This is a genomic window from Gordonia sp. NPDC058843 (genome assembly GCF_042743165.1).
In the GTDB taxonomy this organism is placed as follows: domain Bacteria; phylum Actinomycetota; class Actinomycetes; order Mycobacteriales; family Mycobacteriaceae; genus Gordonia.
On sequence record NZ_JBHYNC010000004.1, the window covers coordinates 82145 to 105446 of the forward strand.

At 63.5% G+C, this 23302-nt stretch carries 27 protein-coding genes; 21 read left to right on the top strand and 6 right to left on the bottom strand.

Going from position 1 to position 23302, the window contains the following annotated elements:
- The first annotated feature begins 4 nt into the window (after nucleotides 1–4).
- From ACFW3F_RS04455 to ACFW3F_RS04495, 9 genes are all read left to right on the top strand, one after another.
- Nucleotides 5–1135, top strand: a complete 1131-nt coding sequence (locus ACFW3F_RS04455) for an MCE family protein (RefSeq protein ID WP_388054713.1) — start codon at nucleotides 5–7, stop codon at nucleotides 1133–1135.
- Nucleotides 1132–2166 carry an MCE family protein gene (locus tag ACFW3F_RS04460; protein WP_388054715.1) on the top strand — a complete coding sequence of 345 codons (1035 nt, stop codon included), beginning with the start codon at nucleotides 1132–1134 and terminating at the stop codon, nucleotides 2164–2166. Before ACFW3F_RS04455 ends, ACFW3F_RS04460 begins: the two co-directional genes overlap by 4 nt.
- Before the next feature lie 29 nt (nucleotides 2167–2195).
- Complete coding sequence (locus ACFW3F_RS04465) at nucleotides 2196–3188, top strand: MCE family protein (RefSeq protein WP_388054717.1); 993 nt, start codon at nucleotides 2196–2198, stop codon at nucleotides 3186–3188.
- Nucleotides 3188–4420: an MCE family protein gene (locus ACFW3F_RS04470; RefSeq protein ID WP_388054719.1), complete on the top strand. Its 1233-nt coding sequence runs from the start codon at nucleotides 3188–3190 to the stop codon at nucleotides 4418–4420. The genes ACFW3F_RS04465 and ACFW3F_RS04470 overlap by 1 nt, the downstream gene beginning before the upstream one ends.
- On the top strand, nucleotides 4417–5580 hold the full coding sequence (locus tag ACFW3F_RS04475; RefSeq protein WP_388054721.1) for an MCE family protein: 1164 nt from the start codon (nucleotides 4417–4419) through the stop codon (nucleotides 5578–5580). The genes ACFW3F_RS04470 and ACFW3F_RS04475 overlap by 4 nt, the downstream gene beginning before the upstream one ends.
- A gap of 1 nt (nucleotide 5581) precedes the next feature.
- On the top strand, nucleotides 5582–6943 hold the full coding sequence (locus tag ACFW3F_RS04480) for an MCE family protein (RefSeq protein WP_388054722.1): 1362 nt from the start codon (nucleotides 5582–5584) through the stop codon (nucleotides 6941–6943).
- Nucleotides 6910–7620 carry a hypothetical protein gene (locus ACFW3F_RS04485; RefSeq protein ID WP_388054724.1) on the top strand — a complete coding sequence of 237 codons (711 nt, stop codon included), beginning with the start codon at nucleotides 6910–6912 and terminating at the stop codon, nucleotides 7618–7620. The genes ACFW3F_RS04480 and ACFW3F_RS04485 overlap by 34 nt, the downstream gene beginning before the upstream one ends.
- The gene (locus tag ACFW3F_RS04490) at nucleotides 7617–8342 is read left to right on the top strand and encodes a hypothetical protein (RefSeq protein ID WP_388054726.1); all 726 of its coding nucleotides are present in this window, start codon (nucleotides 7617–7619) and stop codon (nucleotides 8340–8342) included. The genes ACFW3F_RS04485 and ACFW3F_RS04490 overlap by 4 nt, the downstream gene beginning before the upstream one ends.
- 233 nt (nucleotides 8343–8575) lie before the next feature.
- The gene (locus tag ACFW3F_RS04495) at nucleotides 8576–9088 is read left to right on the top strand and encodes a MarR family winged helix-turn-helix transcriptional regulator (RefSeq protein ID WP_388054728.1); all 513 of its coding nucleotides are present in this window, start codon (nucleotides 8576–8578) and stop codon (nucleotides 9086–9088) included.
- Nucleotides 9089–9181: 93 nt separating this feature from the next.
- Here the strand turns inward: ACFW3F_RS04495 and ACFW3F_RS04500 are convergent, their stop codons facing one another.
- Nucleotides 9182–10276: an LLM class flavin-dependent oxidoreductase gene (locus tag ACFW3F_RS04500; protein WP_388054730.1), complete on the bottom strand. Its 1095-nt coding sequence runs from the start codon at nucleotides 10274–10276 to the stop codon at nucleotides 9182–9184.
- Nucleotides 10277–10859: 583 nt separating this feature from the next.
- Between ACFW3F_RS04500 and ACFW3F_RS04505 the strand changes: the two genes are divergently transcribed.
- A complete protein-coding gene (locus ACFW3F_RS04505; RefSeq protein ID WP_388054732.1) occupies nucleotides 10860–11783 on the top strand; it encodes a hypothetical protein in 924 nt (307 codons plus the stop codon).
- Between the two features lie 230 nt (nucleotides 11784–12013).
- Nucleotides 12014–13141: an NDMA-dependent alcohol dehydrogenase gene (locus ACFW3F_RS04510; protein WP_388054734.1), complete on the top strand. Its 1128-nt coding sequence runs from the start codon at nucleotides 12014–12016 to the stop codon at nucleotides 13139–13141.
- A 51-nt stretch (nucleotides 13142–13192) separates the two neighbouring features.
- Here the strand turns inward: ACFW3F_RS04510 and ACFW3F_RS04515 are convergent, their stop codons facing one another.
- Both ACFW3F_RS04515 and ACFW3F_RS04520 read right to left on the bottom strand, forming a co-directional pair.
- Nucleotides 13193–14029, bottom strand: a complete 837-nt coding sequence (locus tag ACFW3F_RS04515) for a DUF4436 family protein (protein ID WP_388054736.1) — start codon at nucleotides 14027–14029, stop codon at nucleotides 13193–13195.
- Nucleotides 14030–14184: 155 nt separating this feature from the next.
- The gene (locus ACFW3F_RS04520; protein WP_388054738.1) at nucleotides 14185–14571 is read right to left on the bottom strand and encodes an SRPBCC family protein; all 387 of its coding nucleotides are present in this window, start codon (nucleotides 14569–14571) and stop codon (nucleotides 14185–14187) included.
- 245 nt (nucleotides 14572–14816) lie between these two features.
- Between ACFW3F_RS04520 and ACFW3F_RS04525 the strand changes: the two genes are divergently transcribed.
- Entirely contained in the window at nucleotides 14817–15119 is a 303-nt protein-coding gene (locus ACFW3F_RS04525) for a hypothetical protein (RefSeq protein ID WP_388054740.1), read from the top strand.
- Here the strand turns inward: ACFW3F_RS04525 and ACFW3F_RS04530 are convergent, their stop codons facing one another.
- Together ACFW3F_RS04530 and ACFW3F_RS04535 are read right to left on the bottom strand one after the other, a co-directional pair.
- A complete protein-coding gene (locus ACFW3F_RS04530) occupies nucleotides 15120–15602 on the bottom strand; it encodes a hypothetical protein (protein ID WP_388054742.1) in 483 nt (160 codons plus the stop codon).
- A 212-nt stretch (nucleotides 15603–15814) separates the two neighbouring features.
- Nucleotides 15815–16369, bottom strand: coding sequence for a hypothetical protein (locus tag ACFW3F_RS04535; RefSeq protein ID WP_064570157.1), 555 nt, complete (start codon nucleotides 16367–16369; stop codon nucleotides 15815–15817).
- A 178-nt stretch (nucleotides 16370–16547) separates the two neighbouring features.
- Here ACFW3F_RS04535 and ACFW3F_RS04540 point away from each other — a divergent pair, with 178 nt between their 5' ends.
- Together ACFW3F_RS04540 and ACFW3F_RS04545 are read left to right on the top strand one after the other, a co-directional pair.
- Nucleotides 16548–17027, top strand: coding sequence for a DoxX family protein (locus ACFW3F_RS04540; RefSeq protein ID WP_388054744.1), 480 nt, complete (start codon nucleotides 16548–16550; stop codon nucleotides 17025–17027).
- Nucleotides 17028–17202: 175 nt separating this feature from the next.
- Nucleotides 17203–17643, top strand: coding sequence for an SRPBCC domain-containing protein (locus ACFW3F_RS04545; RefSeq protein ID WP_064570156.1), 441 nt, complete (start codon nucleotides 17203–17205; stop codon nucleotides 17641–17643).
- 76 nt (nucleotides 17644–17719) lie between these two features.
- Here ACFW3F_RS04545 and ACFW3F_RS04550 read toward each other — a convergent pair whose 3' ends face one another.
- Nucleotides 17720–18607, bottom strand: a complete 888-nt coding sequence (locus tag ACFW3F_RS04550) for a DUF5996 family protein (RefSeq protein WP_388054746.1) — start codon at nucleotides 18605–18607, stop codon at nucleotides 17720–17722.
- 116 nt (nucleotides 18608–18723) lie between these two features.
- On the opposite strand from ACFW3F_RS04550, the gene ACFW3F_RS04555 reads away from it, so the two are divergent.
- The 7 genes from ACFW3F_RS04555 to ACFW3F_RS04585 all read left to right on the top strand — a co-directional run bounded on the left by ACFW3F_RS04555 (nucleotide 18724) and on the right by ACFW3F_RS04585 (nucleotide 23298).
- The gene (locus ACFW3F_RS04555; protein ID WP_388054748.1) at nucleotides 18724–19152 is read left to right on the top strand and encodes an ArsR/SmtB family transcription factor; all 429 of its coding nucleotides are present in this window, start codon (nucleotides 18724–18726) and stop codon (nucleotides 19150–19152) included.
- Complete coding sequence (locus tag ACFW3F_RS04560; protein WP_388054750.1) at nucleotides 19133–19777, top strand: SRPBCC family protein; 645 nt, start codon at nucleotides 19133–19135, stop codon at nucleotides 19775–19777. Before ACFW3F_RS04555 ends, ACFW3F_RS04560 begins: the two co-directional genes overlap by 20 nt.
- An 85-nt stretch (nucleotides 19778–19862) precedes the next feature.
- Entirely contained in the window at nucleotides 19863–20348 is a 486-nt protein-coding gene (locus ACFW3F_RS04565; RefSeq protein WP_388054752.1) for an SRPBCC family protein, read from the top strand.
- A gap of 134 nt (nucleotides 20349–20482) precedes the next feature.
- Complete coding sequence (locus ACFW3F_RS04570; RefSeq protein WP_388054970.1) at nucleotides 20483–21286, top strand: SDR family NAD(P)-dependent oxidoreductase; 804 nt, start codon at nucleotides 20483–20485, stop codon at nucleotides 21284–21286.
- Between the two features lie 118 nt (nucleotides 21287–21404).
- A complete protein-coding gene (locus ACFW3F_RS04575) occupies nucleotides 21405–22247 on the top strand; it encodes a PE-PPE domain-containing protein (protein ID WP_388054754.1) in 843 nt (280 codons plus the stop codon).
- A gap of 106 nt (nucleotides 22248–22353) precedes the next feature.
- Complete coding sequence (locus ACFW3F_RS04580) at nucleotides 22354–22896, top strand: hypothetical protein (RefSeq protein ID WP_388054756.1); 543 nt, start codon at nucleotides 22354–22356, stop codon at nucleotides 22894–22896.
- 108 nt (nucleotides 22897–23004) lie between these two features.
- Nucleotides 23005–23298, top strand: a complete 294-nt coding sequence (locus ACFW3F_RS04585; RefSeq protein ID WP_064570151.1) for a hypothetical protein — start codon at nucleotides 23005–23007, stop codon at nucleotides 23296–23298.
- The last annotated feature ends 4 nt before the right edge of the window (nucleotides 23299–23302 follow it).

Genomic DNA, 23302 nt, shown 5'->3' on the forward strand with positions numbered 1-23302 from the left:
CACGGTGACAGTGGCGCTCACGATGGTCGTGGCGGCCGTCTCGTTCAACGGCGGGTTCATCCGATCCGAGGAGATCACCATCGTCGCGAAGCGATCCGGTCTCTTGATGAAGCCCGGATCGAAGGTCACCTATCGAGGAGTGGAGGTGGGTCGCGTGGGCACGGTCAAGAACGACGACCGCACCGCGCGCCTTGCAGTGAACATCGATTCCGATGTCCTGTCGGAGATCCCCGCCAACGCGCGGATCGAAATCACCTCGACCACTGTCTTCGGGTCCAAGTACGTCAATATCGTTGCGCCAGAACAACCCAGCACCGCCTCGATGGCCGCGGGCGATGTCATCAGCACCGAGGACGTCACCGTCGAGATCAACACCGTCTTCCAGAATCTCTCCGACGTGCTCCGACAGATCCAGCCCGAGAAGCTCAACGAGACGCTCGGCGCCCTGGCCGCCGCACTCGGCGATGGCCGCGGAGCGGGGCTGGGCGCCGCGATCGATCAGATCGACACACTTCTGCAACGGGTCAACTCGCCTCGCGCAGGCCTGGGACCGACGCTCGACGCGGCTGCGGACGCGTTACTGGCCTACGCGCCGAACGCTCCAGAGCTGATGGCGATCGCGTCCCGCGTTCGGACCACGGCCACCACGATCACCGACAAGGCCCCCCAGATCGACGTGATGCTGACCAACATCATGGGCCTGTCCGCAGTCGGAACCGACGTACTCCAGACGAACAAGGAGCCACTCATCTCGGCGTTCGATCTCTTGTCACCCACGACGACTCTCATGCGTGTCTACGCACCATCGTTCACCTGCACCATCAAAGGAATGGACAACCTCCTCGAGAAGGGCCTCCCGGCGTTGGGATCGGCCAAGTATCCGGGGATTCATCTGGACATCGGATTCCTTCCCGGCGTGCCGTTCTACGGATACCCCGGCAATCTGCCCGTGGTCGGCGCGAGCGGCGGTCCCCGATGCTTCGGGCTGCCCAACGTCCCGCCCGGTGCATCCGCGCCCTACCTGGTGACCGACACGGGCGTGAACCCATACCGTGGTGAGCCCTCGTCTCTGCGAGTTCTGCCTCAGGATCTGCTCACCTCGTTGGTCGGCCGGCCCGTCAGGTCCGGCCGATGAGGACCGGTACACAAGGCCGCGCAACCATGATCAAGGTGACCTGCTACACGGCGGTCATGCTTCTCATCCTCAGCGCACTGATCGTTGTGTTCGGGAATTTCCGGTCGGGTTCGACCCATGAATACGAAGCCGTCTTCAGCGATGCCTCCGGGCTGAAACAGGGACAGAACGTGCGGGTCGCCGGGGTCCCGGTAGGCAAGGTCGAATCAGTGGAACTGGATGCGAACGCAGAGGTCCGAGTCGCCTTCACTGTGTCGCAGGAGCGCCCGCTCGACACAGGTAACCGAGCGTTAGTCCGTTACGAGAACCTGACCGGCGACCGATATCTCGAGATCACGCGCGGCGACCCGAAACCCGGGAGAGCATTGGGACCCGGTGGTGTCATCCCGCTGGCCCGAACTGCTCCCGCGCTCGACATCGATTCGCTGGTGGGCGGATTCAAACCGTTGTTCCAGAGCGTCCGTGGCGACGACCTCAATCGCCTGATGAACGCGCTCATCGGTGTACTCCAAGGACAGGGCGAGAACATCAACACCCTGCTGGCCAGCACCGGATCGACCACCACCATGCTCGCGGACCAGGATGCGGTGATCGGCGAGCTGATATCCAGCCTCAACGTGGTCCTGGCCACGGCCCACGCCCGCAGGCATCAGGTGTCGGACTCGGTCGAGCACCTACAACTGCTGGTCGACCAATTCGCCAACCGCGGCGATCCGATGGACGAGATCGTCACGCGCCTGGAGCGGGCCACCCTCGCTGCCGGTGGCCTGTTGGGCGCCGTTCGCTCGGACGTGCGTGCCACCGTGGTCCAACTCGACCGCACGGCCGGACAGTTGGTTGCCGGACGCGCGATGCTGGACTCGACACTGGCTGCGCTTCCCGACGCGTACCGACGTCTCGCGCGGATGGGCGCATACGGCGCCGGCTTCCAGTTGTATGCCTGCCAAGGCGTCCTCCGGCTGACCGGAACCGACGGGAAGAACCTGGACATCCCTCTTCTCGACCAAACCGACGGCAGGTGTGCGAAGTGACGAAGCGTGAGACCCGGACGTTTCGAGAGATGCCTCCGCGCAAGGTGGCCGCCATCGGTGTCGGCCTGACGGTGCTGGTGGTCGTTCTGGCCCTGACGTACGACCGAATCCCGGCGGCCTTCTCCCACGACACGTACCGAGCGCACTTCGCCGAGGTCGGTAGCCTGCGCCCGGGAGACACCGTCCTGCTCTCCGGCGTCGAGGTCGGCAAGGTCGATGACATCGAACTCGACGGCAATCGGGTGGAGGTCTCCTTCAGTGTCGATTCACCGGTGGAACTTCGCGATGCCACCCGCATCAGCATCGTCACCACTTCGGCCCTCGGCAAACGCGCACTGAAGGTGACTCCCGGCGGAGTGGGAATTCTGTCGCACGACACCCCGATCCCGTTGAGTCAGACCACATCGCCCTACTCACTGACGGATGCCCTCGACGATGCCGGGGCCACGCTCGACGGCACGGACGGCGCCTCGGTCGATGCGGCTCTTCGCGCCGCCGGCGACGTGTTGGAGACCTCGTCGCCGTCCCTGAACGGTGCGTTGACGGGCGTGCAACGAATGGCTGAGACGATCAGCTCGCGCGACGATCAGCTTCGAACTCTGCTCACGAGAACTCGCAGCTTCACCACTGTGCTTGCACAGCGCAGCAAACAGATCAACACGCTGATCCTCGATGCGAACCGCCTGTTGGGCCAACTACAGTCCCGCAGTGCCGAACTCGAACGTCTGATCATCGGAACCCGATACCTGGCGCAGCAACTCTCGGCCCTGTTGCGTGAGAATCGCGTCGACATCGGCCCGGCGATGGCCAAGCTGCGGACAGTCCTGCAGGTGCTTCAAAAGAACAAGCAGGCGATCTCTGAGGCCATTCCCGGGCTCAGGAACTTCTCGATGGCCCTAGGAGAGAGCGTGGCGACCGGTCCGTTCTTCACCGCCTTCGTCGGAAACCTGGTACCGGTCGCCTACCTGCAACCACTGGTCGATGCCATCGTCGAACAGTCTGCGCCGACAGGAGGCCGCTGATGCGCAAGCTCATCGCCGCGGTGTTCACGGTCATCGTTGCTGTCGCCTCGATGGTGTGGATCGCTCAGCGTGGACCGGACTCGTATCAGGTCACCGCCGAATTCACCTCTGGTACAGGCATTTATCCCGGTGACCAGGTAACCGTACTGGGGGTGCCCGTCGGCGTGGTCGAGTCCTTGACCCCCACTCCCGGGCACGTCGAAGTCAGGTTGCGTCTGAATCCTGGCGTGCGGGTACCGCAGGACGTGTCGGCCGCACTTGTCGCGCAGAGCCTGGTCGCGGGCCGAACCATCCAGCTCACTCCCGCCTACACGTCTGGAACACCTCTGCCCGCCGAGAGCACGATCCCACTGGATCGCACAGTGGTTCCGATGGAGTGGGACGACATCAAGAACGCACTGGGCGACATCACCCGCGAGGTGGGTGCGAAGGGACCTGACGATCCCGGATCGGCATCACAGTTGGTCAGCACAGGCGCCGACGTCCTTGCACCGCACGCCGACCAGGTCAACGACACGATCACCCAGCTCTCGCGAGCCATGACGGTGATATCGGATGGTCGGGACGACCTCTTCGCCGTCGTCCGCAACCTACAGGTCTTCGTCACCGCGATGTCCGGCAGCAACAACCAGGTAGAGGCCCTGCACGACCGCCTGGCGATTGTTGCAGAAGTTCTGGGCGACAACCGGTCTGATGTGGGCGGCGCGCTGGTCACCCTGGACTCCCTGATGACCGACATCCAGTCGTTCATCACGGACAACCGTGATGGTCTGATCACCAATGTCGATGCGGCAGCCGACGTGACCAGCACTCTGGCGGCACAGCGCGCAAACATCGAAGGGTTACTGCATCAAGCACCGACTCAGTTGTCGAACTTCTACAACATCTACAAGCCGGCGGTCGGCGGGATGACCGGTGTCTTCTCCGCGGCCAACTTCGAGAATCCTGTTCAGGCGGTATGTGGCGGAGTGGCAGCTGTCGGCACACCGACGAGCGGTCGTGGCGCGGACCTGTGCGTGCAGTATCTCGGCGCCTACCTGAACCAGTTGAAGACCTCATACCCGAACATCCTCACCATGCCGACACGAAGCAGCTTCGCCGATCCCGGCCAAGTGATATCCAGCGAACCGGGGATCGCCACCCGAATCCCCGGTTTGACGGGCCCTCCTCCCGCCGCCAACGTCGTGCCGTCGAATCTCGCGAAACTTCTTCTGCCGGAGGTGCCGAGATGAATCGACGACGAGTCGGGTTACCCGGCATCGCGGTGGCCGTCATGCTGGCTTCCACGTCGTGCGGATGGCAAGGAGTCGATTCGCTCGCTCTGCCGGGTGGGCAGGGAACCGGCCCAGGCAGTTACTCGGTACTCGTCGACATGCCGAACATCACCAACATCACGCCGAATTCGCCGGTTCTGGTCGACAACGTCGAGGTCGGTCGGATCTCCTCGATCGAACTCGACGGCTGGCATGCGCGGATTCGCCTATCCCTCAACGGGGATGTCGTCCTGCCGGCCAATGCGACCGCTTCGATCGGTCAGACAAGCCTTTTGGGTTCCCAACACATCGAACTCGCGAGCCCCGTCGGGGAAGCACCGGAGGGCGCGCTGACCGACGGCGCACTGATTCCGATCGAGCATGCCAGCGCATACCCGACCACCGAACAGACGCTGTCGGCCTTATCGGTGGTTGTCAACGGGGGTGGGCTGGCCCAGTTGGGTCAAATCGTCACGGGCGCCAACGACGCGCTGTCCGGCCGCGAGGGCACCGTTCGCAGCCTTGTATCCCAGCTCACCGAGGTCACGGCAACCCTGAACCAGCGCCGCGGTGAGATCACCACTGCCCTGAACGGACTCGATCGCCTTGCCACCGTGTTCGCCGACGAGAGCGAGACGCTCGATGACGCGATCGTGAGAATTCAGCCGGCGCTGCGTGAACTCGCAGACCGGCGCAGTCGACTCAGCGAGGCGATCACCGCACTCGATCGATTCGGCGACAGTGCACGCCAGATCATCACCGCGAGTGCTGCAGACATCAGAGCGAATGCTGCCAACATCCACCCATTTCTGAAGTCGCTCGCCGACTCTGGACAATCGCTGACGGACTCGCTCGACATGGCGTTCACACTCCCCTTCCCGCTGAGTAGACTCGATCGCATCGTCCGCGGTGACTATGCAAACCTCTTCGCGCTGCTCGACTTCAGCGTTCCGCGGATCCGGTCCGACCTCCTCCGGGGAACCCCTCTGGGACGGACCACGTCTGGGCCATCCGGGGTGCTCGGTCAGAACCCCGGTCGCGCCGCCGACGCCGACGATCCGATCAGGGGGCCGGTCACCGGGACCACACCCACCCCTGGCGTGACGCCTCCCCCACCGCGCCCTTCCGGAGAGAACTGACATGCGCCCTCTGGTCCGAATTCAACTGGCCATCCTCGGGGTCGTCGCCGTCGTGTCCGTGACGGTCATGCTGTTGTCCTACATTCAAGTTCAGTCGATGATCGGGGTCGGCAAGATGGTCGTCACCGTGCAGCTTCCGGTCGGTGGCGGGCTGTATGAACGATCGAATGTCACCTACAGAGGTGTGACCATCGGACTGGTCGAGTCGATCGAGGTGTCGCGCGACGGAGTCACCGCACGGATGAAGCTCGATGACGACGTCGAGATTCCTCGCACCGATCTGCGGGTGAACGTCCACAGCATGTCAGCGATCGGTGAGCAGTTCATCGACCTGGTGCCGACAGACGATTCCGAACCCTTTGTTTCCGACGGTGATGTGCTGCCTCGATCAGCGACGAGCATCCCCGAGCAGATCGGGCCGCTACTCGATCAAGCGAACGAACTGCTGGCCTCCATCCCGCAAGGAAAGCTCCGCACCATGGTCGACGCTGCCTTCCGGACTTTCGTGGGCACACGAGATGACCTGATTCGGCTCGTCGACTCGACCCGTCGCATAGCCGACATCGCCTCCGTCAACGACGACAGCCTCATCGAGTTGATCGACGAACTCGGACCATTCCTCAGCCCCCACGGCCGGTCGAGAGAAGCCATCACCACCTGGACTCACGAACTCGCTCGCTTCACCGAAGAGCTGCAGGGCCGCGATCCACATGTCCGATCGATCATCGACAACAGTCCTCGGACGGCGGCGACCGCACAACAACTGCTTCAGGACCTTCGGCCGACGATCCCCGTCCTGCTGTCGAACCTGGTGAGCCTCGGTCAGGTCGCGGTCACCTACAACCCGGGGATAGAGCAACTGTTCGTACTGACTCCTCCTTTGATCGCAGCAATCCAGACCATGGTCAACAAGGGCGAGTCCGATGAGGCCGTCACCGCACAGTTCCACGTGATGGGCTCACCGCTCTGCACCACTGGCTATCTCCCCGCCGAACAGCGACGAAGTCCCGCCGATACGTCCTACGCCCCGCCGCCGTCCAACCAGTACTGCGCCATACCGCAGAACTCGCCGATGAATGTCCGGGGCGCGCGGAACCTGCCCTGCATGGAGGTCCCCGGTCGGCGCGCCCCGACACCGGAAGCGTGCCGCGACCCACGGCCGTATCAACCGAAGGGTCCGATGCCGTCGAGTATCGACGGGTCCGGCGATCCCGACCAACAGGGTCTCATCGGGAGGGTGCAGCCCTCGGCCTATGACAACGAAACCGGCGCCTACGTCGCGGAAGACGGCGCCGTCTACCACCACCGAACGATCGGAGGAGGCACACCATGGCAAGAACTGCTTCGGGGCCCACAGAAATGACCGACGTCCCCCACGACGCGGAACGCCACGATGACAGCCGCGACGACCCAGAGGTCGTCGACGAGGCCTCCGGAGCGAGCGCAGATCCGGACGACACCGACTCCAGCACAACAGAACCCGATGAGGTCGACACCGAAGCCGTCTCGATCGACGCCGATGACACCGCAGCACCGTCGCGGCGCGCACGCCTGTCCGCTCTCATCCGCAGACGCGGCGTAGCCGCTGTCACAGTTCTCTGCCTGGTCGCATCGGTGTCCTTCCTGGGTCACGAGATCTGGCACCGCATCGAGTTGAACAACCAAGACCATTTGCGCACGGAGTACCTCGCTGCTGCGCGCGAAGGAATTCTTGCCCTGACGACCGTGAGTTCGAAGACCGCGGACACCGATGTCCAGCGCCTCCTGAGCCAGTCGAGCGGCGACTTCAAGACCGAATTCACAAGTCGGTCCGGTTCGTACGCGCAGATTGTCAAGGAAGCGCAAGTTGCCTCGACCGGCTCGATCATCGCCATCGGGGTCGAGCGGATGGACGACACGTCAGCCACCCTGCTCGTCGCCGCTCATGCCGAAGTGACCAATGAGGGCACCGAGGCTCCCGAAGACCGCGATTTCCGTTTTCGCGTCGTAGTGACCAACGGTGAACCGATGACGATCTCGAAGGTGGACTTCGTACTATGAGCTCGATCGATCTCGGCCCTCTCGGCCGCATCACCTTCTCCAGGAACGCGCCGTCGTCCGGTGAGCCGGAGACCGCGAATCCAGCACAGACCGAAGCAGCGCCCGACACCGGGAACGCCGACAGACCGGTTGCTCCCCCCATCGATGACCCAGGCACACAAGACGACCGCGCGTCCAACGACCACGCACAGCTGGATGAGAATGGTGGCAGCAAGCGGCGGTTCGCGGTCGCGCGGTCGGTGAGCACACGACGAGTGCGTCTGGCGACCGCCACGCTCATCATCGTCACTGCAGTGGCCGGCGCATCGGTACTCGCGGTGTCCAACCACGATCGAGTTCAGATCCACGATTCCGCAGAATCCGTGAAAGCTGCGGTGAATCACCAGGTTTCGGCGATGCTGTCCTATGATCACGCGACGGTTGACAAGCAGCTGGTCGACGCGGCGACCGGACTCACGCCGGACTTCCGGCCGGAGTACCAGAAGCTGATCGAGCAAGCAGTCATCCCCGGCGCACGCGAAAAGCAGGTGAACACCCAGGTGACGGTGGCAGGCACCTCGGTGGTATCACTGGACGCCAATCAAGCGGAGCTGCTCCTCCTTCTCAATCAGGTGACGTCGACGTCAGCGGAACCGAATCCATCGACTGCAGGGAGCCGCGTCATCGTCTCCGCCGTCAAGTCCGGAGACCGGTGGCTGGTCGATGGCCTCCGGCCGGTCTGATCTCGACGGCATGTGCTGCCGAGGCACCGGCGCTCCGCGCTCGTGAGGATCTGCGTCGAACCCGCCCCGACGCGATGACATCGAGGCCGATTCCGACGTGGTGGATCTGTTCGCGTGCGCGTGATCAGCCGTGACTCCAGATGTGATCGACCCACCGACGAGACCGCCTACCCCAGCCCAAACATTGTGAGCGGCTGGCCCACTCGTCTGGCCGGATAGTATAGTGGCCACTCATGACCACGCCAAGCATTCCGCACGGTGACGATGGCGGCAACGCTGTCGGACGGTCGAGTGATGATCTCGGCGAAGAGATCATCATCGCGTTGTTGCGCGTCATCAACAAAATCCAGATCGGACGTCGGACGCCGCACACTTACGGCGAAGAGGGGGTCTCCATGACCCTCGTCGAAGCGGAAATGTGTGCGCTCATCTTCCGCAATCAGGGGATCACCGGCGGGGAGCTGTCTACGCAGTTGGGAGTGACTCGTTCGGCGACGTCGCAGGTGGTCGGGAAGCTCAAGGACAAGGGTTTTGTCATCGATGTCCTGCATCCGGGTGATGCGAAGCGTCGCCGCCTCTATCTGACAGACAGTGGCAAGGTGGCGGCATCCGTCGCCGACGAGTACTCCAAGAAGCTCCGGCACGAGGTCTTCAACGACGACATCGCCGAAATGCAGGCTTACCGGCGATTCTTGACCAAGCTCGAGGCATTCCACGATCAGGTGACCGGTCAACGCAAGCTGTGATCTCCACGCCGGCGGGCTCCTCGTCGACCAAGCGCAAACGCCCCGATCGAGTGGCACAATCCCTTGAGATCGCCTCCGTGCGTGCCCCATTTCCTATCGGTAGTGAGGGATGAGTTCTCCGCCCATGATCTCGATCGACTCCATGATCCGATCGTGAGGCATGTCGCCCATCTGCATGTGGATGATGACCTGGTCGACTCCGCTCTTCTGGAAGGCGTCGAGGAACGGGGCGCAGTCGTCCGGGTTGCCTGCCATCACGAAGCCACCCTCGGTCATGAAGTCCTCGGCCGTGGCGCGATCCATCGCGATCGCCTCGTTGACCCAGGCGTTCTCGCCGGACCTCAAGTGCGCGTAGCTATTCGGCGGTTCCCCGGCGGGCCAGCCGGCCAGCCTGTGAGTGGACCCGTTGAAGGTGTGCTCGACGGTCTTGCGGGCGGCCAGCTGACGCACCTCGTCCCGGTCGTAGGACACCAAGCCGTTCACGAAGCCGGCGGTCTGGTTGTTCACCATTCCGCAGATGGGTTCGGCCTTGTCGATGTTCTCGTGATACGCAGCGGTGGATGCGGTCAGGACCTCGTAGTCGGCCCTATGGGCGAAGAACAGCATTCCCAGCCCCTTCTTCGCTGCACGCTCGGCGTCGCCAGGGCCCACACCTCCGACCCATAACGGTGGATGGGGCTTCTGGACAGGACGCGGCACGACAGTCCGCCTGGGAATCGTCACGTACCTGCCGTCGAACTCGACATTCTCCTCCGCAAGGAGGTGTGCGACTGCCTCGAGCCCCTCGCTCCACTGCCCCCGGGATTCATCGGGATCGAGTCCGAATCCGTACAGTTCGGCTGGTGTCGTCGATCGACCGCAGCCCAGATCGACCCGTCCGCCGCTGAGACAGTCGAGCATCGAGACCTTCTCGGCAACACGCACCGGGTGGTTGTAAGCCGGCGGGGTCAGGGCGAGGCCGAATCCGAACCGGATGCGATCGGTCTGGTAGGCGGCGGCCCCGAAGATGACCTCGGGTGCCGACATGTGCGAAAAGCCCTGGAGGAAGTGATGTTCTGACAACCACACGTAGTCGAATCCGTGTTTGTCCGCGTGGACGATCTGATCGACGGTGTTGCGCACGATCCGCGCTTCTGCCTCGGGATCAGCTGAAGGAACGAACATCTCGTAGAACAGGCCGAATTTCACGGCAATGCCTCTCTGGTGGTGACGGCGAGGACGACGGAGCCGGGACAGGTACCAACGGTCTGGGTGGCGACGTTTGCTACTCGACCGCATGCTCCAGGCCGGGAACCACCACCACATCGACTGTTTCGACGTCGGATAGAAGTCGACAGGATCGTCGGGACGGATGGTGCGGCCACACCCTCGCCGAGCCTGCGGCGCATACGTGTTGTCTGCGGCAGGTCGGTGATCGTCAGCTCCGCATCGGCGCCCTTTCCCGAACACCGTGGCCCGCGCCCGTTTCGCCATCTAGTTAAGTGACTTAACATTACAAGATACGGCGCAGGTCATGGCGTGTCAATGCTACGTAGAAGCGTGCAGACAGCTCGAATCGACACGGAAATGCCAGTATGAGTGGCCTCCGCGATCCATCGTCACTGCCGTTGCAAGGTTGTTCGGCGATCGCATGGACACCCCCTTATCGGCCGTACCCTTGCCATGTTGGACGCATTTTGTTAAGAATCTTCACAGACGGTGTCCGGCTGGCTGTACACAGCTTGCGAGGCTTCGCCGGCAAACGCGCGCAGGCGCGAGAGGGAGATGCAGGATGACTCAGTCAATCGGCCGCGACGACGTCCGAACCGTCGACGATCCAGGCTCGGGACCGACCTCGTTCCACTGGTTGGCATCGAACCCCGGCAAGCGGCGAACCGAGATCATCTATGTGATCTGGTTTCTGGTCTGCCTGCCCATCCAGGCAATCGTCGTTCTCAATCTCAGCTATGACAGCTACAACGATGTCGCGCTGCTCACCCAGTCGATCATCATGGGAGTGGGAACCCTGGTGTTACCCCTGGTGTTTCGTGCACCCGAGGACCGAGGCCTACCGCTGGCGCAGCTGTACGGATTCAGAATGGGCATCTTCCTGTGCATCTGGGCAGTGCTGGGTGGTTTCATCGGTACGGATCCCTGGTATGAGGTGCTCCACGGGCACTTCGCTTTCAACACCAACATCAACCCCAACGGCGTACCGCTGTTCATGCTGTTCATGACGATCTCCGTGTTCGCGCTCTACTCGGTCATCCTCGGTACCCTCTACCGGGTCATCACCCAGTTACTCGGTCGCACAACGGGGATCCTCGGTCGGGACACTCTGGTTCGCCACGCGATCCTCTGTGCGGTGCTGGCTCCCCTGATGCCGCTGATCGAGACATTCGCGTACACCGTTGCGGTGCCACACAACTACTGCTTCGACAACGGCACGGGGATGTGGGGACTCAACGTGCTCGTCTACGGCGCCTGGCATTTCGCGTCGCTGATCTTCTACACCCGCTGGGACCGGGAGCCGGGTGAACGTACGCCGCTACCAACGGTCTTGCTGTCGGGATTCGCGACTCTGGGCATCCTCATGGTGATCATGGCCATCACCAAGACCTTCATCGCTCCGGAGTTCATCGAGGTCAACCACGGCGTCCGCATGCTCAACGACTGGAGCCCCGACAACTGCCTCGGTCCGAAGCCGACGTCCTGACCCGCGAGTAGGAGGTACCCCGAGTGGTGGTCCCTTCTCGCCCAGGTCACCAGGATCACCGGTGCTGCCTCGGAGCGGGGCGCGCGACGTCGGTCCCGGGCACGTGTGCCGGTTGGCAAAAGCTTTCACGCCCTAGGTGAGTAACAGAAGTTCGGGACACACCGTCGTCATCTCGTCCGGCTTCTGCTACTCACCGGTCGTGGCCTCACACCTATCAAGGAGAACACATCATGAAGACCAAAGGCGCCCTCCTCTGGGGACAGAACGAGCCCTGGACCATCGAGGGGATCGAGATCGGCGACCCCCGACACGGAGAGGTCAAGGTGCAGGTCGAGGCAGCCGGGATCTGTCACTCCGATCACCACCTGGTCACGGGTGCGATGCCCATGCCGGCGTACCCCATCCTCGGCGGGCACGAGGGTGCCGGAATCGTCACCGAAGTGGGTCCTGGCGTCGACCGGTACGCGGTCGGTGACCACATCGTCTTCTCCTTCATCCCGGCCTGTGGGCACTGCCCGGCATGCCAAGACGGCTTGCGCAACCTGTGCGATCTGGGCGCGGGGCTCCTCATGGGAGCCTCGATCTCGGATGGCAGCTTTCGTATCCAGGCTCGCGGCAACAACGCGTACCCGATGTCGCTTCTCGGGACCTTCTCGCCGTTCGCCGTGGTCCATCAGGATTCCATCGTCAAGATCGACCCCTCCATCCCCTTCGAGGTCGCCTGCTTGGTGGGTTGCGGGGTGACCACCGGATACGGATCGGCTGTCCACAGTGCCGATATCCGTCCCGGTGAAGACGTAGCGGTGATCGGCATCGGCGGGGTCGGTGCAGCTGCTCTCCAAGGGGCGCGAGCCGCCGGTGCCCGAACGATCGTCGCGATCGATCCTGTCGAGTGGAAGCGAGAGCAGGCCATCAAGTTCGGGGCCACACACACTTTCCCTACTGTCGCGGACTCGATCCAGCCCATCGTGGACCTGACCCTGGGCCGGATGTGTCACAAGGTCATCGTCACCGCTGGGGATGTCCAGGGCCACGAGGTGGACACCTGGATGTCGATCACCGGAAAAGCAGGCTGCTGTGTGATGACCGGTGTCGGCAACCTCCTCGACAGCCAGGTCACCCTGAACCTCGCGATGCTGACACTTCTCCAGAAGACGCTGCGCGGATCGATTTTCGGCGGTGCCAATCCACAAGTCGACATCCCGACACTTCTGTCGCTGTACAAGACCAAGCAACTCGACCTCGACTCCATGGTCACCCGGACGTACAGACTCGAACAGGTCAACGAGGCATTCGATGACATGCTCGGCGGCCGAAACATCCGGGGTGTCATCCGTTACACGGACGACGACCGGTGAGCACCTGTGTCGCCAGCGGGTGGAGTCGACCTGGCCGCATCGAAGATCGCGTCAGGGAGCCTGCTTCCACCAGGCGATCACGTACAGCGCCAGCGACGCGACAAGGCCGCCGAGAACCCACAGCACCACCGAGTAGTCGACCCACGACCCGAACGGGGGCGTACCCGGAAAGATGTTGCGAAGAGGTAGCACGGCAAACAGCATCACCGCGAACCAGGTGACCATCGGAGGCTGGAACGCCTTGCGGCGCCGCACCGTTTGGATCGAGACAAACAATGTGCAGATCGGCAGGATCACCAGCATCACGCACAATGCGAGATCGAACGTCAGGGATCCGGCCGTCCTCGACGAGGTGATCGTGAATGCCTGCCCACCGGCAGAGGCGCTGCCGGCCGCTCTGACATCCCAACCGATGAGGGAATCGGTGAGGGCGGCCTCTGTCGGCAACTCCGCGTCGTTCGGACCGTACGCCTGTACCGAGACCGACTCCGATACATAGCTGTCGAATGGCCACAGCCGGATGTCGCCGTCGCTGTACAACGACACCGGCAAGGTGCCCGGGCGACTACCGGCAGCAAACGTCAGATCGGTGGATGAGACGAGCGGTGAGACGTCGATGGTCAGATCCTCCTTGAGGTCTCCCCGAGCATCGAGCAGCTCGCCGCCGGCGTAGACCGACACGTGCCCGTCGATCTCGAAGGCGGCGCCGTTCACGGCGTCGATGTCGACGTACACCAGGACACCATTCGCCGCAGGTCTGCGTATATCCGAATCGTCGCCGCTATCACCTGCGGCGTACGCCGCCAGCACGGCGACATAGACAATCGTCAGGCCGACAACAATCGCCGAAGCCTTGACCCACCCCGATCGTTTACCGCTCTCCGCCATACGCCAGCCTCCGATATCACCACCGTTCGGCGGCCGTGAGCAGGCGCCGGCTGGACGTGAGTGTATCGGTTATCGTTCTGGGTACGAGGGGTTCTCACGACCGGAACGGCGCGTGGAGGAACCCGGTTGGTAGCGATGTTGTCCGCGTGACCTAGTCACGTTCGATTCGATTTCTCTGAGGCGATCCGCTCGATGCGCGGCAGGGCGACAGCCAGCACCGGCAGATATCCCATCGCCCACACCGGCGCGCCGAAGCTGAGAACGCATCCACCCGGCACTCGGATCACCTCGTGACGCGTCGCATTCACTCCGGCCACCTTCCACGCCCACAACCGTCGTTCCTCGAACTCGGTGATCTCGAAGGGCAGCGACACTCCTGCAATGGTCGTAACGGTCCCCCTCGTCCCGAACGCCAACCCGCCGCCACCTTCCACCAGCGCTCCCGAGACGGTGGGGCCCCACCGGGGCCAGTCGTGCACATCGACGATGGTTGCCCACACCGCCTCCGGGGGCACGTTCATCCGCAGTTCGGCCGTCAGCATGCCGCGACGAAACGTACTGCGAACCCGCAGAGACGATCTCAGCAATGTGGGTACCGAGAAGTGGCTCATCACGAATCCACGTGATCGAGGGTGTGATGCATCATCAGACCATCGTCGCAGATCGCGCGGCACCGTACGCTTCGTTGTCGATGGTCACCAACCGGTGCGTTCCCGAGCGCATGACGGCCCGGCATCAGATACTGGTCCCACCCAGACCACCTCTCCCCGACCGTGAAGGAGATCCGATGTCGAGTAGGGAGCCGGCCGCCGGTCGAGGCACGTATTTCGACGATCCGATCACCATCGACGAGCGCACGACGATGATCCCGGTGTCACGCCGAGGGTTTCGCGGCCGGCCAACCGCCGTGGGCGCGTACACGGTGACCGACGGCGCTACGACCTGGACCCCGGCTGTCGACAGCGGCCGAGTGGCGCTCATCGGAGTGATCACCGGCTTGGTCGCAGCCGCGCTGGGATCGGCCGCGGTCCTGCGGCAACCGCCCTGGCCGCGGATGACCATCGGGCAGGATCACCTCCCCCACCGCTGATCACCCGCCGTCTGCAGCTACGGGGCAACGGCTGCGTACCGGTGGCCGCCACAACGCCCAGATCGTGACCGAATTGACCAGCAGCATGGCGACATAGGGCACGGCGAACACAAGTAACTCGGTAGCCGTAAGGGTTGCCGCCCAACCGTATTCGTCGTACGGCTGCGGATCGAATGTCATGCGTGCGGTGTCGGTCACCGCAACCGCCCACACCACGGAAGTCCACAACAACCCGATGGTGGCGATGACCCTGCCGACCAACGGGAGGGCGGCGATAGCCGCGACGGCGAGCGCTGTGGCCACGAGCGCCGGCAGGTAGAAGAACGCGCCGAGCACCATCAGAAGCGCCCAGTTGGCGGTCACATCGAGCGCGGATGATGGATTGGCGACCTCGTTGAGCACTGCCATGGCCGCGAAACCGACCACCAGCAGCAGGATGGGCGCCAGAACCGCACACCACGTCCATCGTTTGACCCGGTTCATCTGTCCGATGCTCGCACAGGTCTCCAACTGTCCACGGCATCGCCGCCGAGGGCTCGGGCATCATCGTCGGTCCGCACACGTGAGCGGCCGGGATCGACCTGATGGTGAACGCCGACTCAACCCGGGTGTGAAGAACGTGTCTCTGCCAGCGATCGCTCGAGGGGCGTGCGGAGCACAGCACGATCCACGTCCGTCAATCAGTGGCGACTCCGTCAGCCCGGCAACAACCCCTCCGCGATTCCTTCGAGGACCGCTGGGACGAGCAGTCTGGCGCCCGTGCCGAATGACGCGGCGAGCAGATAGCCCAGGGAACAGTCTTCCGCCGTCGGAGCCGGCGCTTCCACAACGACCCTCCCAGCGACGCGCACCTGTTCTGACCACTCGGCCGCGACGTCTTCACCGGTTGCCTTGAAGAGGCCGATCTCGTTGCTGCCCTTGTACTTTTCGCCGCGAACCAGGCGGTGCTCGTAGGGGGTCGCCGCAGTGAACAGCCAGGCACTGTCGGCAGACTTCACAAGGATGCGATATGACCTTCTCGACCATCTGCCCCTCGATGGCAGAAGCGTGACAGGCGAGCCACCCAGCGTCAGCCTCAGATCGATGGCCTCGCGTGTTCCGATCGGGACGTCCGATCGCGTCGTCGACCCTGTCCGGGTCAGAACGGCGTCCGGGACGAGCACTCCCTGCAACGTCACCGTCCCGGCCGTTCTATTTCGTTCGATCACTATGTCACCGAACTCGGTATCGCTCACGAATTGCGTGCTCACAGCGTGACCTCCCGATTCAGCATAGGTCCGATGCCCCGCCGAACACCGCCACCTGCTGCGCTCGACTGACTCATTCCCCTCGCTGCCACAGAAACTACGCCGCAGGGTCCGGCCGACAGCGTGTGATGTGGGTCGCTACACAGATCGGAAACAGGCACGCCCGTGCAATAGTTAGGCAATGCTTGCCTTAACTGAGCGTGCCGGACCGTGGGTGATCGGTGTCTATCGCATCGTCATCGGTTTTCTCTTCTTGTGCCATGGCACAACCACATTGTGGGCCTGGCCTGTCGAGCCGTACGGGGGCGCGACTGCAGAGTTCGGCGCATGGCCGTCGTGGTGGGCTGCCGCGATCCAGGTGGTCGGAGGACTACTGATGATGACCGGCGTCGGGACCCGAGTGGCGGCATTCGTCAGCGCGGGAAGCATGGCCGTGGCCTACTTCTGGAAGCACCAGGGCGACGGCCTGCTGCCCATTCAGAACGACGGCGAGTCCTCGGCGCTCTTCTGCTGGATGCTCCTGATCCTCGTGGTCATCGGCCCCGGCAAGCTCACTGCGCAGTCTCTTCTCGATCGTCTGCGAAGCAAGGTGACGCCTACGAATCGGTCGGACGCACCGGCGGTTTCGGTGTCACCCGAACCCTCCGTGGTTCGACACTAGGACGAAAACGGGACAGTTTGCGGGCGACTTCTCCGGCTCGATCGCTGCCCCACCCCGTGCGGCTGAGCGTGCCGATGAGTTCTGGCACCTCCGAAGGTCTACCTCGGTGCGGACAACGCCGTCCGCACCGAGGCTCCGATGTCCCAGACATCACCGACCAGAAGGCAGGCTCACGATGACCGACACGACCGGGGCGACCCTCACCCACACCTTCGTCGCCTCTCCCGATGTCGTATTCGACGCGTGGACCACCCCGACGCTCTTCGCGACCTGGTTCGGAGGTAGCGCGAACGAGGTGCCCATCGAGTCGGTGACGCTCGATGCCCGACCCGGGGGCACATGGGCCGCAACGATGATCATCGGGGACGGAATCCCCGAATTCCAGTGGCGTGGCGAATATGTCGAAGTCCGACGACCGAGCAGGCTCGTCCTGACGATGACCGACGAGCCCGGCGATGAGCGTGAGACTCTCACCGCGGACTTCATCGCCGTCGATGCGGGTACCGAGCTTCGATTCAGCCAAACCGGCGGAAACCTCTCGGATGAGCAGTACGAGTACGCGGCTGCCGGTTGGCGCGCGGCCTTCGAGACGCTGGACTCACTGCTCGTCGAATAGGCGGCCAGCCATGGAATCGATCGAGACCAGAGCGCGCCGCCACCCCACGTGCAGACGCGGGCTTGACCGGTCGGGCCTAGTCCCAGCCCGCGGTCTCCGCCGCCGCCTGATGAGTTTGCTGGAGGAACTTCAGAACCATGGCGTCCGGATCCGGCGATTGGCGCACGAGGTGATACGGCAACACGTACTCCCCCAGCGCGGCATCCCAGTGCGCCGGAGCCTCGACCGCAGGGTGGGTGTCATAGCCCTCGGGATGCGGGTACGCGTAGGCGTAGAAGGCGCCTTCCTCGGCTCCGCCCGGCCAGTATCCTGCACTCGACACCTCGTCGCTGTACGCCTCGTGCATGACCCAGTCGGGACAGTTCGGCACTCCACCGGGATGCTGTGGTGCACTACGTCCAGAGAAGCGGGTGACCGCCAGGTCGAAGGCACCCCAGAAAAAGTGCACGGGCGAGGATTTGCCCCGGAACTCGCCTCGGAACGTCGACAGCACGCGATGCGCGCTCACGAGTGACCGCCAGAATCGGGACATCGCCTCGGCGTCATAGGAAGCGTGGGAGTTGTCCTCGGCGAACGGCGTCGCATCGGGCAGTTCCACAGGAGTTCCGACGATGCCGATGTCGAAACCGAGGTCAGTCAGGTGGCCGGTGTATTCGGCGTAGAAGTCGGCGACCGTCCGCGGTTCGAGCTTCATCCGTCGAACCTCGCCGTCGGTCACGAGGATGATCAACTCGTGATCCAGAAAGTCGAAGCGGATCTCGAGACCGCGGGTCCCGACGGCCATGAGTGACGTGGTCAGACCCCGCGCATCCACATACAGCGGCACACCCCACCAGTGATTCACCTCCGGACCGAGAGCCAGACGCGTCTTGCCGACGATCTGCGTCCACAACTGCACCGTGTCCCTGGTGTCGATCCACGAATCCACTGGTAGCGCGGGCCAGGCCTCATATTGGTTCTCCATGACTACATGATCCCGAACGCGTCAACTCGACGAGCCGCCGCAGCACGCGCACATGACAATGGCCGACCCATTTCCTCGTTGCTGCTTATATAAGTCAATGCTGGTAAAGTTGCGGCGTGCACGCCTTCGACATCCTCGGCGATCCGGTTCGCCGGCGAGTCCTGGAACTGCTCGCCGATGGCGAGCGGACCTCCGGTGCGATCACCGAGGTGATCCGAGCCGAGTTCGGTCTCTCGCAGCCCGGCGTCTCCCAGCATCTGCGTGTGCTGCGCGACAACGGCTTCGCGACCGTGCGCGCCGAGGGAACCCGACGGTTCTACGCCGTCGAGCCTGCGCCACTACGCGAAGTCGACGTGTGGTTGGCGGGGTTTCGCCGGCTCTGGGATCAACGCCTCGACGCCCTGGAAACCGAGCTGGCAAGAGGTAAGCGCGCCGCCCGGTCTCCGCGCGGTGGCGATCGCCCGCCTCCGGTCGAATCCGGTGCGGGACCACACGGGATCGATCCGACGACACGAGGAGCACGAGATGAGAGACATCTTGGATGAACTCGCCGCGGCCCGTCGCAAGATGGGCAAAGGCACCCTACCCGCCGGCGATGCTCATACCGTCGAGTTGCGTCGACGATACGCGGCACACATCGACGACGTCTGGGACGCGATCACCAACCCGGAGCGGTTGCGTCGGTGGCTGCAGCCGGTCACCGGCGATCTGCGACTCGGCGGCAGGTTCGAGTTGGAGGGAGGCGAGCACGGAGAGATCCTCGCGTGCGATCCGCCACGCCACCTCACGGTGTCCTGGCTCTACGGACCCGACGCCGACGCGTGGCCCGGCACGAGTGAGGTGCGAGTGCGCCTCGCTCCGAGCCCGACAGGAGACACCGAGTTCGAGCTGGTCCATGCAGCATTCGTCGAGGAACCCCTGTTCCCGACGTTTGGTCCCGGCGCCGGCGGAGTCGGCTGGGACCTGTTTCTCCTTGCTCTGGCGCGGCTGATCGCCGACGGCGAGAGCGCCGACCACGACGAGCTCGAGAACTCACCTCACACACGCGAGTTCATTCGCCGCAGCGCCGCGGCGTGGGGAGAGGCCCACCTCGCCGCCGGTGGCGAACCAGCGCAGGTTGCGGCGGCAGTCGAGGCCACCACGAAGTTCTACGCACCCGATCCCGCCTGAGTGGCTCACACCGATCGGGACGACCGCGAGCAGAGCCGGAGTCGCTCCACGAGTACATGGCCGGACACCAGGAAGGGCATGCGCGATGAAATACACCAATTCGATCGAGGTCGACCTGCCGCGTGATCGGGTGGCGCGACTACTGGCGGATCCAGCACATCTACCGAAGTGGCTGCGAGGCATGGTGATTCACGAACCGGTGAACGGTATCCACGGGCAACTCGGGACCACGTCGCGGGTCGTGATGCAATCCGGGAAGCGCGAGTTCGAGTGCACCGAGACGATCACACGCCGGGACCCGGTCGACCTGCTCGATATTCCCGACAATGCCGTCGTGCACTTCGACCGAGAGATGCTCGGCCCTGGGATGTGGAGCGTCGTCCGCGATCAGCTGACCCCAGCCGGTCCGGAGAAGACACTGTGGGTCAGTGAGAGCGAGTACCGATTCGACAGCCTGATGATGCGGATGGTCGGGTTCCTGATGCCGAGCACCTTCCGCAAGCAGTCGCAGCAGCACATGCAGGACTTCAAGGCGTTCGCAGAGCAGGGGCGCGACATCCGTGACGGATGAACTGATTTCGGCGGTGAGCCGTACTCATCCGGGATCAGATGCAGCGCCCGCAGGACCGAGCAATCACAAGGAGACCGGTGACCAGGATCAGCACTGAGCTACAGGCATTTTTCGGCAAGAACGTCGGGATGGCGATGCAACGCCGCACCCTCCTGCCCCGCGCCGTCTCGGAGGCCATCGCCGGTGAAGGACGCAGCGTCACCGGCCTCACCGTGGTGGTGACCGGCGCATCGGCCGGAATCGGCCGCGAGTCCGTGCGGCAACTCACCACTCGTGGCGCACACGTGATCGCAGTGGCACGACGTCGGGAGGAGTTGCACGCACTCTCCGACGAGACCGGATGTGAGTACGAACTCTGCGACCTCTCCGACGAGGCGTCGACCGCCGATCTGATCGACGAACTCCGCCGGAAACCGGTCGACGTACTGGTCAACAACGCAGGCCATTCGATCCGCCGAACGATCCTCGACTCCACCGACCGACTGCACGACTACCAGCGCACAATCCGGCTGAATTACCTTGCTCCCGTGCAACTGTCACTCGGACTACTACCGAACATGGTTGACCGTCAATCTGGGCACATCGTCAATGTGTGCACATGGGGAATCATGGCGAACACCTTTCCCAGGTTCTCCGCCTACGCTGCGTCGAAGAGTGCGCTGGCCATCTTCGGTCGGAGTCTCAACGCGGAGAAACCACACCCGCAGGTGCGAGCCACCAACGTCTACTTCCCGTTGGTGCGAACCGAGATGATCGCGCCCACAGCCGAATACGACAACACCCCGGCTCTCACCGTCGACGAGGCGAGCCAGTGGATCGTGCGCGCGATCACGCATCGCCCCACTTCGGTGGCACCGGCAGCCGTACGCACCCTGCTGCCCATCATCGACTACCTCGCTCCGACGGCCGCCGACAAGGCAATCGCTTCGATCACCTGACCGCCTCAGAACAATCCTCGCCGGAGTTCATGCGGACCGCAGTCCCTCTATCCGATACTCCAGTCGTCGATCTGCCATGTGATAGACATTCGTCAGACTCCTCAGAGGCGGCGAATAAATGATGAAACGATTTCTGCGGACCGTTCTGGTGCTCGCGCTCGCAGTCGGGATCGGACAATGGACGCCGATCACCGCCAGTGCGGCGCCGGGTCCCGGAGGCGCGACGGTCCTGACTCTCGACCCTGCCTTCCGGTCACTGCCGACGAATTGGCTCCGCGGTGAATTGTTCGCTCCGCCCAATCGCGTCGTGAAGGTGCCCTACAACAACTTCCCGGGCGCCACGAACACCCACCGTGGGCGGGACAAGCTGAACGAGATGCTTCACGAGATCCCGGGGCGGAAGATCGTCCTGGGTCACAGTCAAGGCGCGCAGGTCCAAGACGACTGGTTACGCACCTACGGCCCCACCAGCGACATCGATCCTGCCACAGTGATGTTCGTGCTGACCGGTGATCTCGAATCGAAGTACAACGGCTGCGCCAATCAAGGAGGATGCCGGGCGGACTACGGCGGCAACAACTTCCCCGACGACACCCGTTACACCGTCAAGGTCGTCGCGCGGCAGTACGACTACTGGGCCGATGCACCCAATCGTGATCTGCTGAACGACGCCGCTCGCCGCAACCACAGTGCGTCCAATTCTGTTGGCGGACGCGGTGAAGGCCGGCCGGTGCACAACGACTACAGCATGATCGGACTCCATGATCCGGCCAACAAGACCTTCGTCGAGGGCAACGCCACTTACATCCTCGGGTCTCCGGCCACCTACTACCTGCCGATGGTCACGCAGATGTGGACAACGGCCGCTCGAAAGGAAGCTGAGGACGCCAGGCTTCGCCCACTGGTCGAGGGAGCCTACGACCGACCCATGGGCTCCCCACCGACACCCGCGGGGAACTGACCCGGAAGCGTCGATTCACCGAGTTCAACCGGAAACCGGAGTCGAGGCGGACGTCGGCAACTACCATCAGGTCAGTGAATCGGACAATAGGTGAGCGAGGACCGGCATGAAGAAGACGCTGAATTCCCTGTCCGAGAGCGAATATGTGCTCGTCCGGGAAACCAAGAGATCACAGATGGCCGGTCTCGACGAGGACGGACTGATCGATCTCCATTCCCGTATCCGGCGCGCACGCAACAAACACGTCACACTGTACCGCCGCGCAGGTGCCGAGAAAGTCCAGGCCAAAGGCGGCCGTGGGGGCGCCAAGGCAGCAAATGTCCGCAACGCCGCCAAAGCGGAGGTGTTCGAGGACGCCCTGAGCCGGGTGAGTCGGCGATTGGCTCGGGTATCCCGCGACGCCGCCCTCGAGCTGAAGGCCGAGAGACTGGCACGCGCACGGACCGACACCCCGGCATCGAATAGTGACGTCGGCAAGCCGAGCAAGAACAAGAACAAGAACAAGAACAACGTTGAGGGCAAGGCGGCATCGGCGGGACGAATCCGAACCGACGCCACCCGCGAATCGCCCGGCCGCAAGAAGTACGAGGCATCGACCATTGCGGCCGGCGCCCGCCGTCAGACCAAGAAAGACCGGCGACACGACTGATCTCGTAGTGACAATGCGGATATGGCGCGCATTGTCGCTACAAACCCCGGCGCCGACGATCCCCGGATATCGTGATCACGACACATCCGCAGGACGGAGGGGTATCACGTGCTCGAGATCCATGGTCTGTCGAATGAAACGGTCGTGCTCGACGGGGACTGGTTCGAGAAACTACGGGGCGGCACTTCCAAGACCCGGCTACCGGCTTCGTCGTTCGTCTCCGCGGAGGTCAAGGAGACCGACCGACGGAAGAAGCTGTTCGGCGGCGAACGCGAACAGCTCCTCCAGGTGACCCTCACCTTCTCGCGTCCGCCGTTCGTCGGGCTGATGACGACGGCCGACAACCGGGCGAAGGTCGACGCGCTCGTCGCCGGACTCGAAGCGGCACGCGACGCGGGCTGACCGC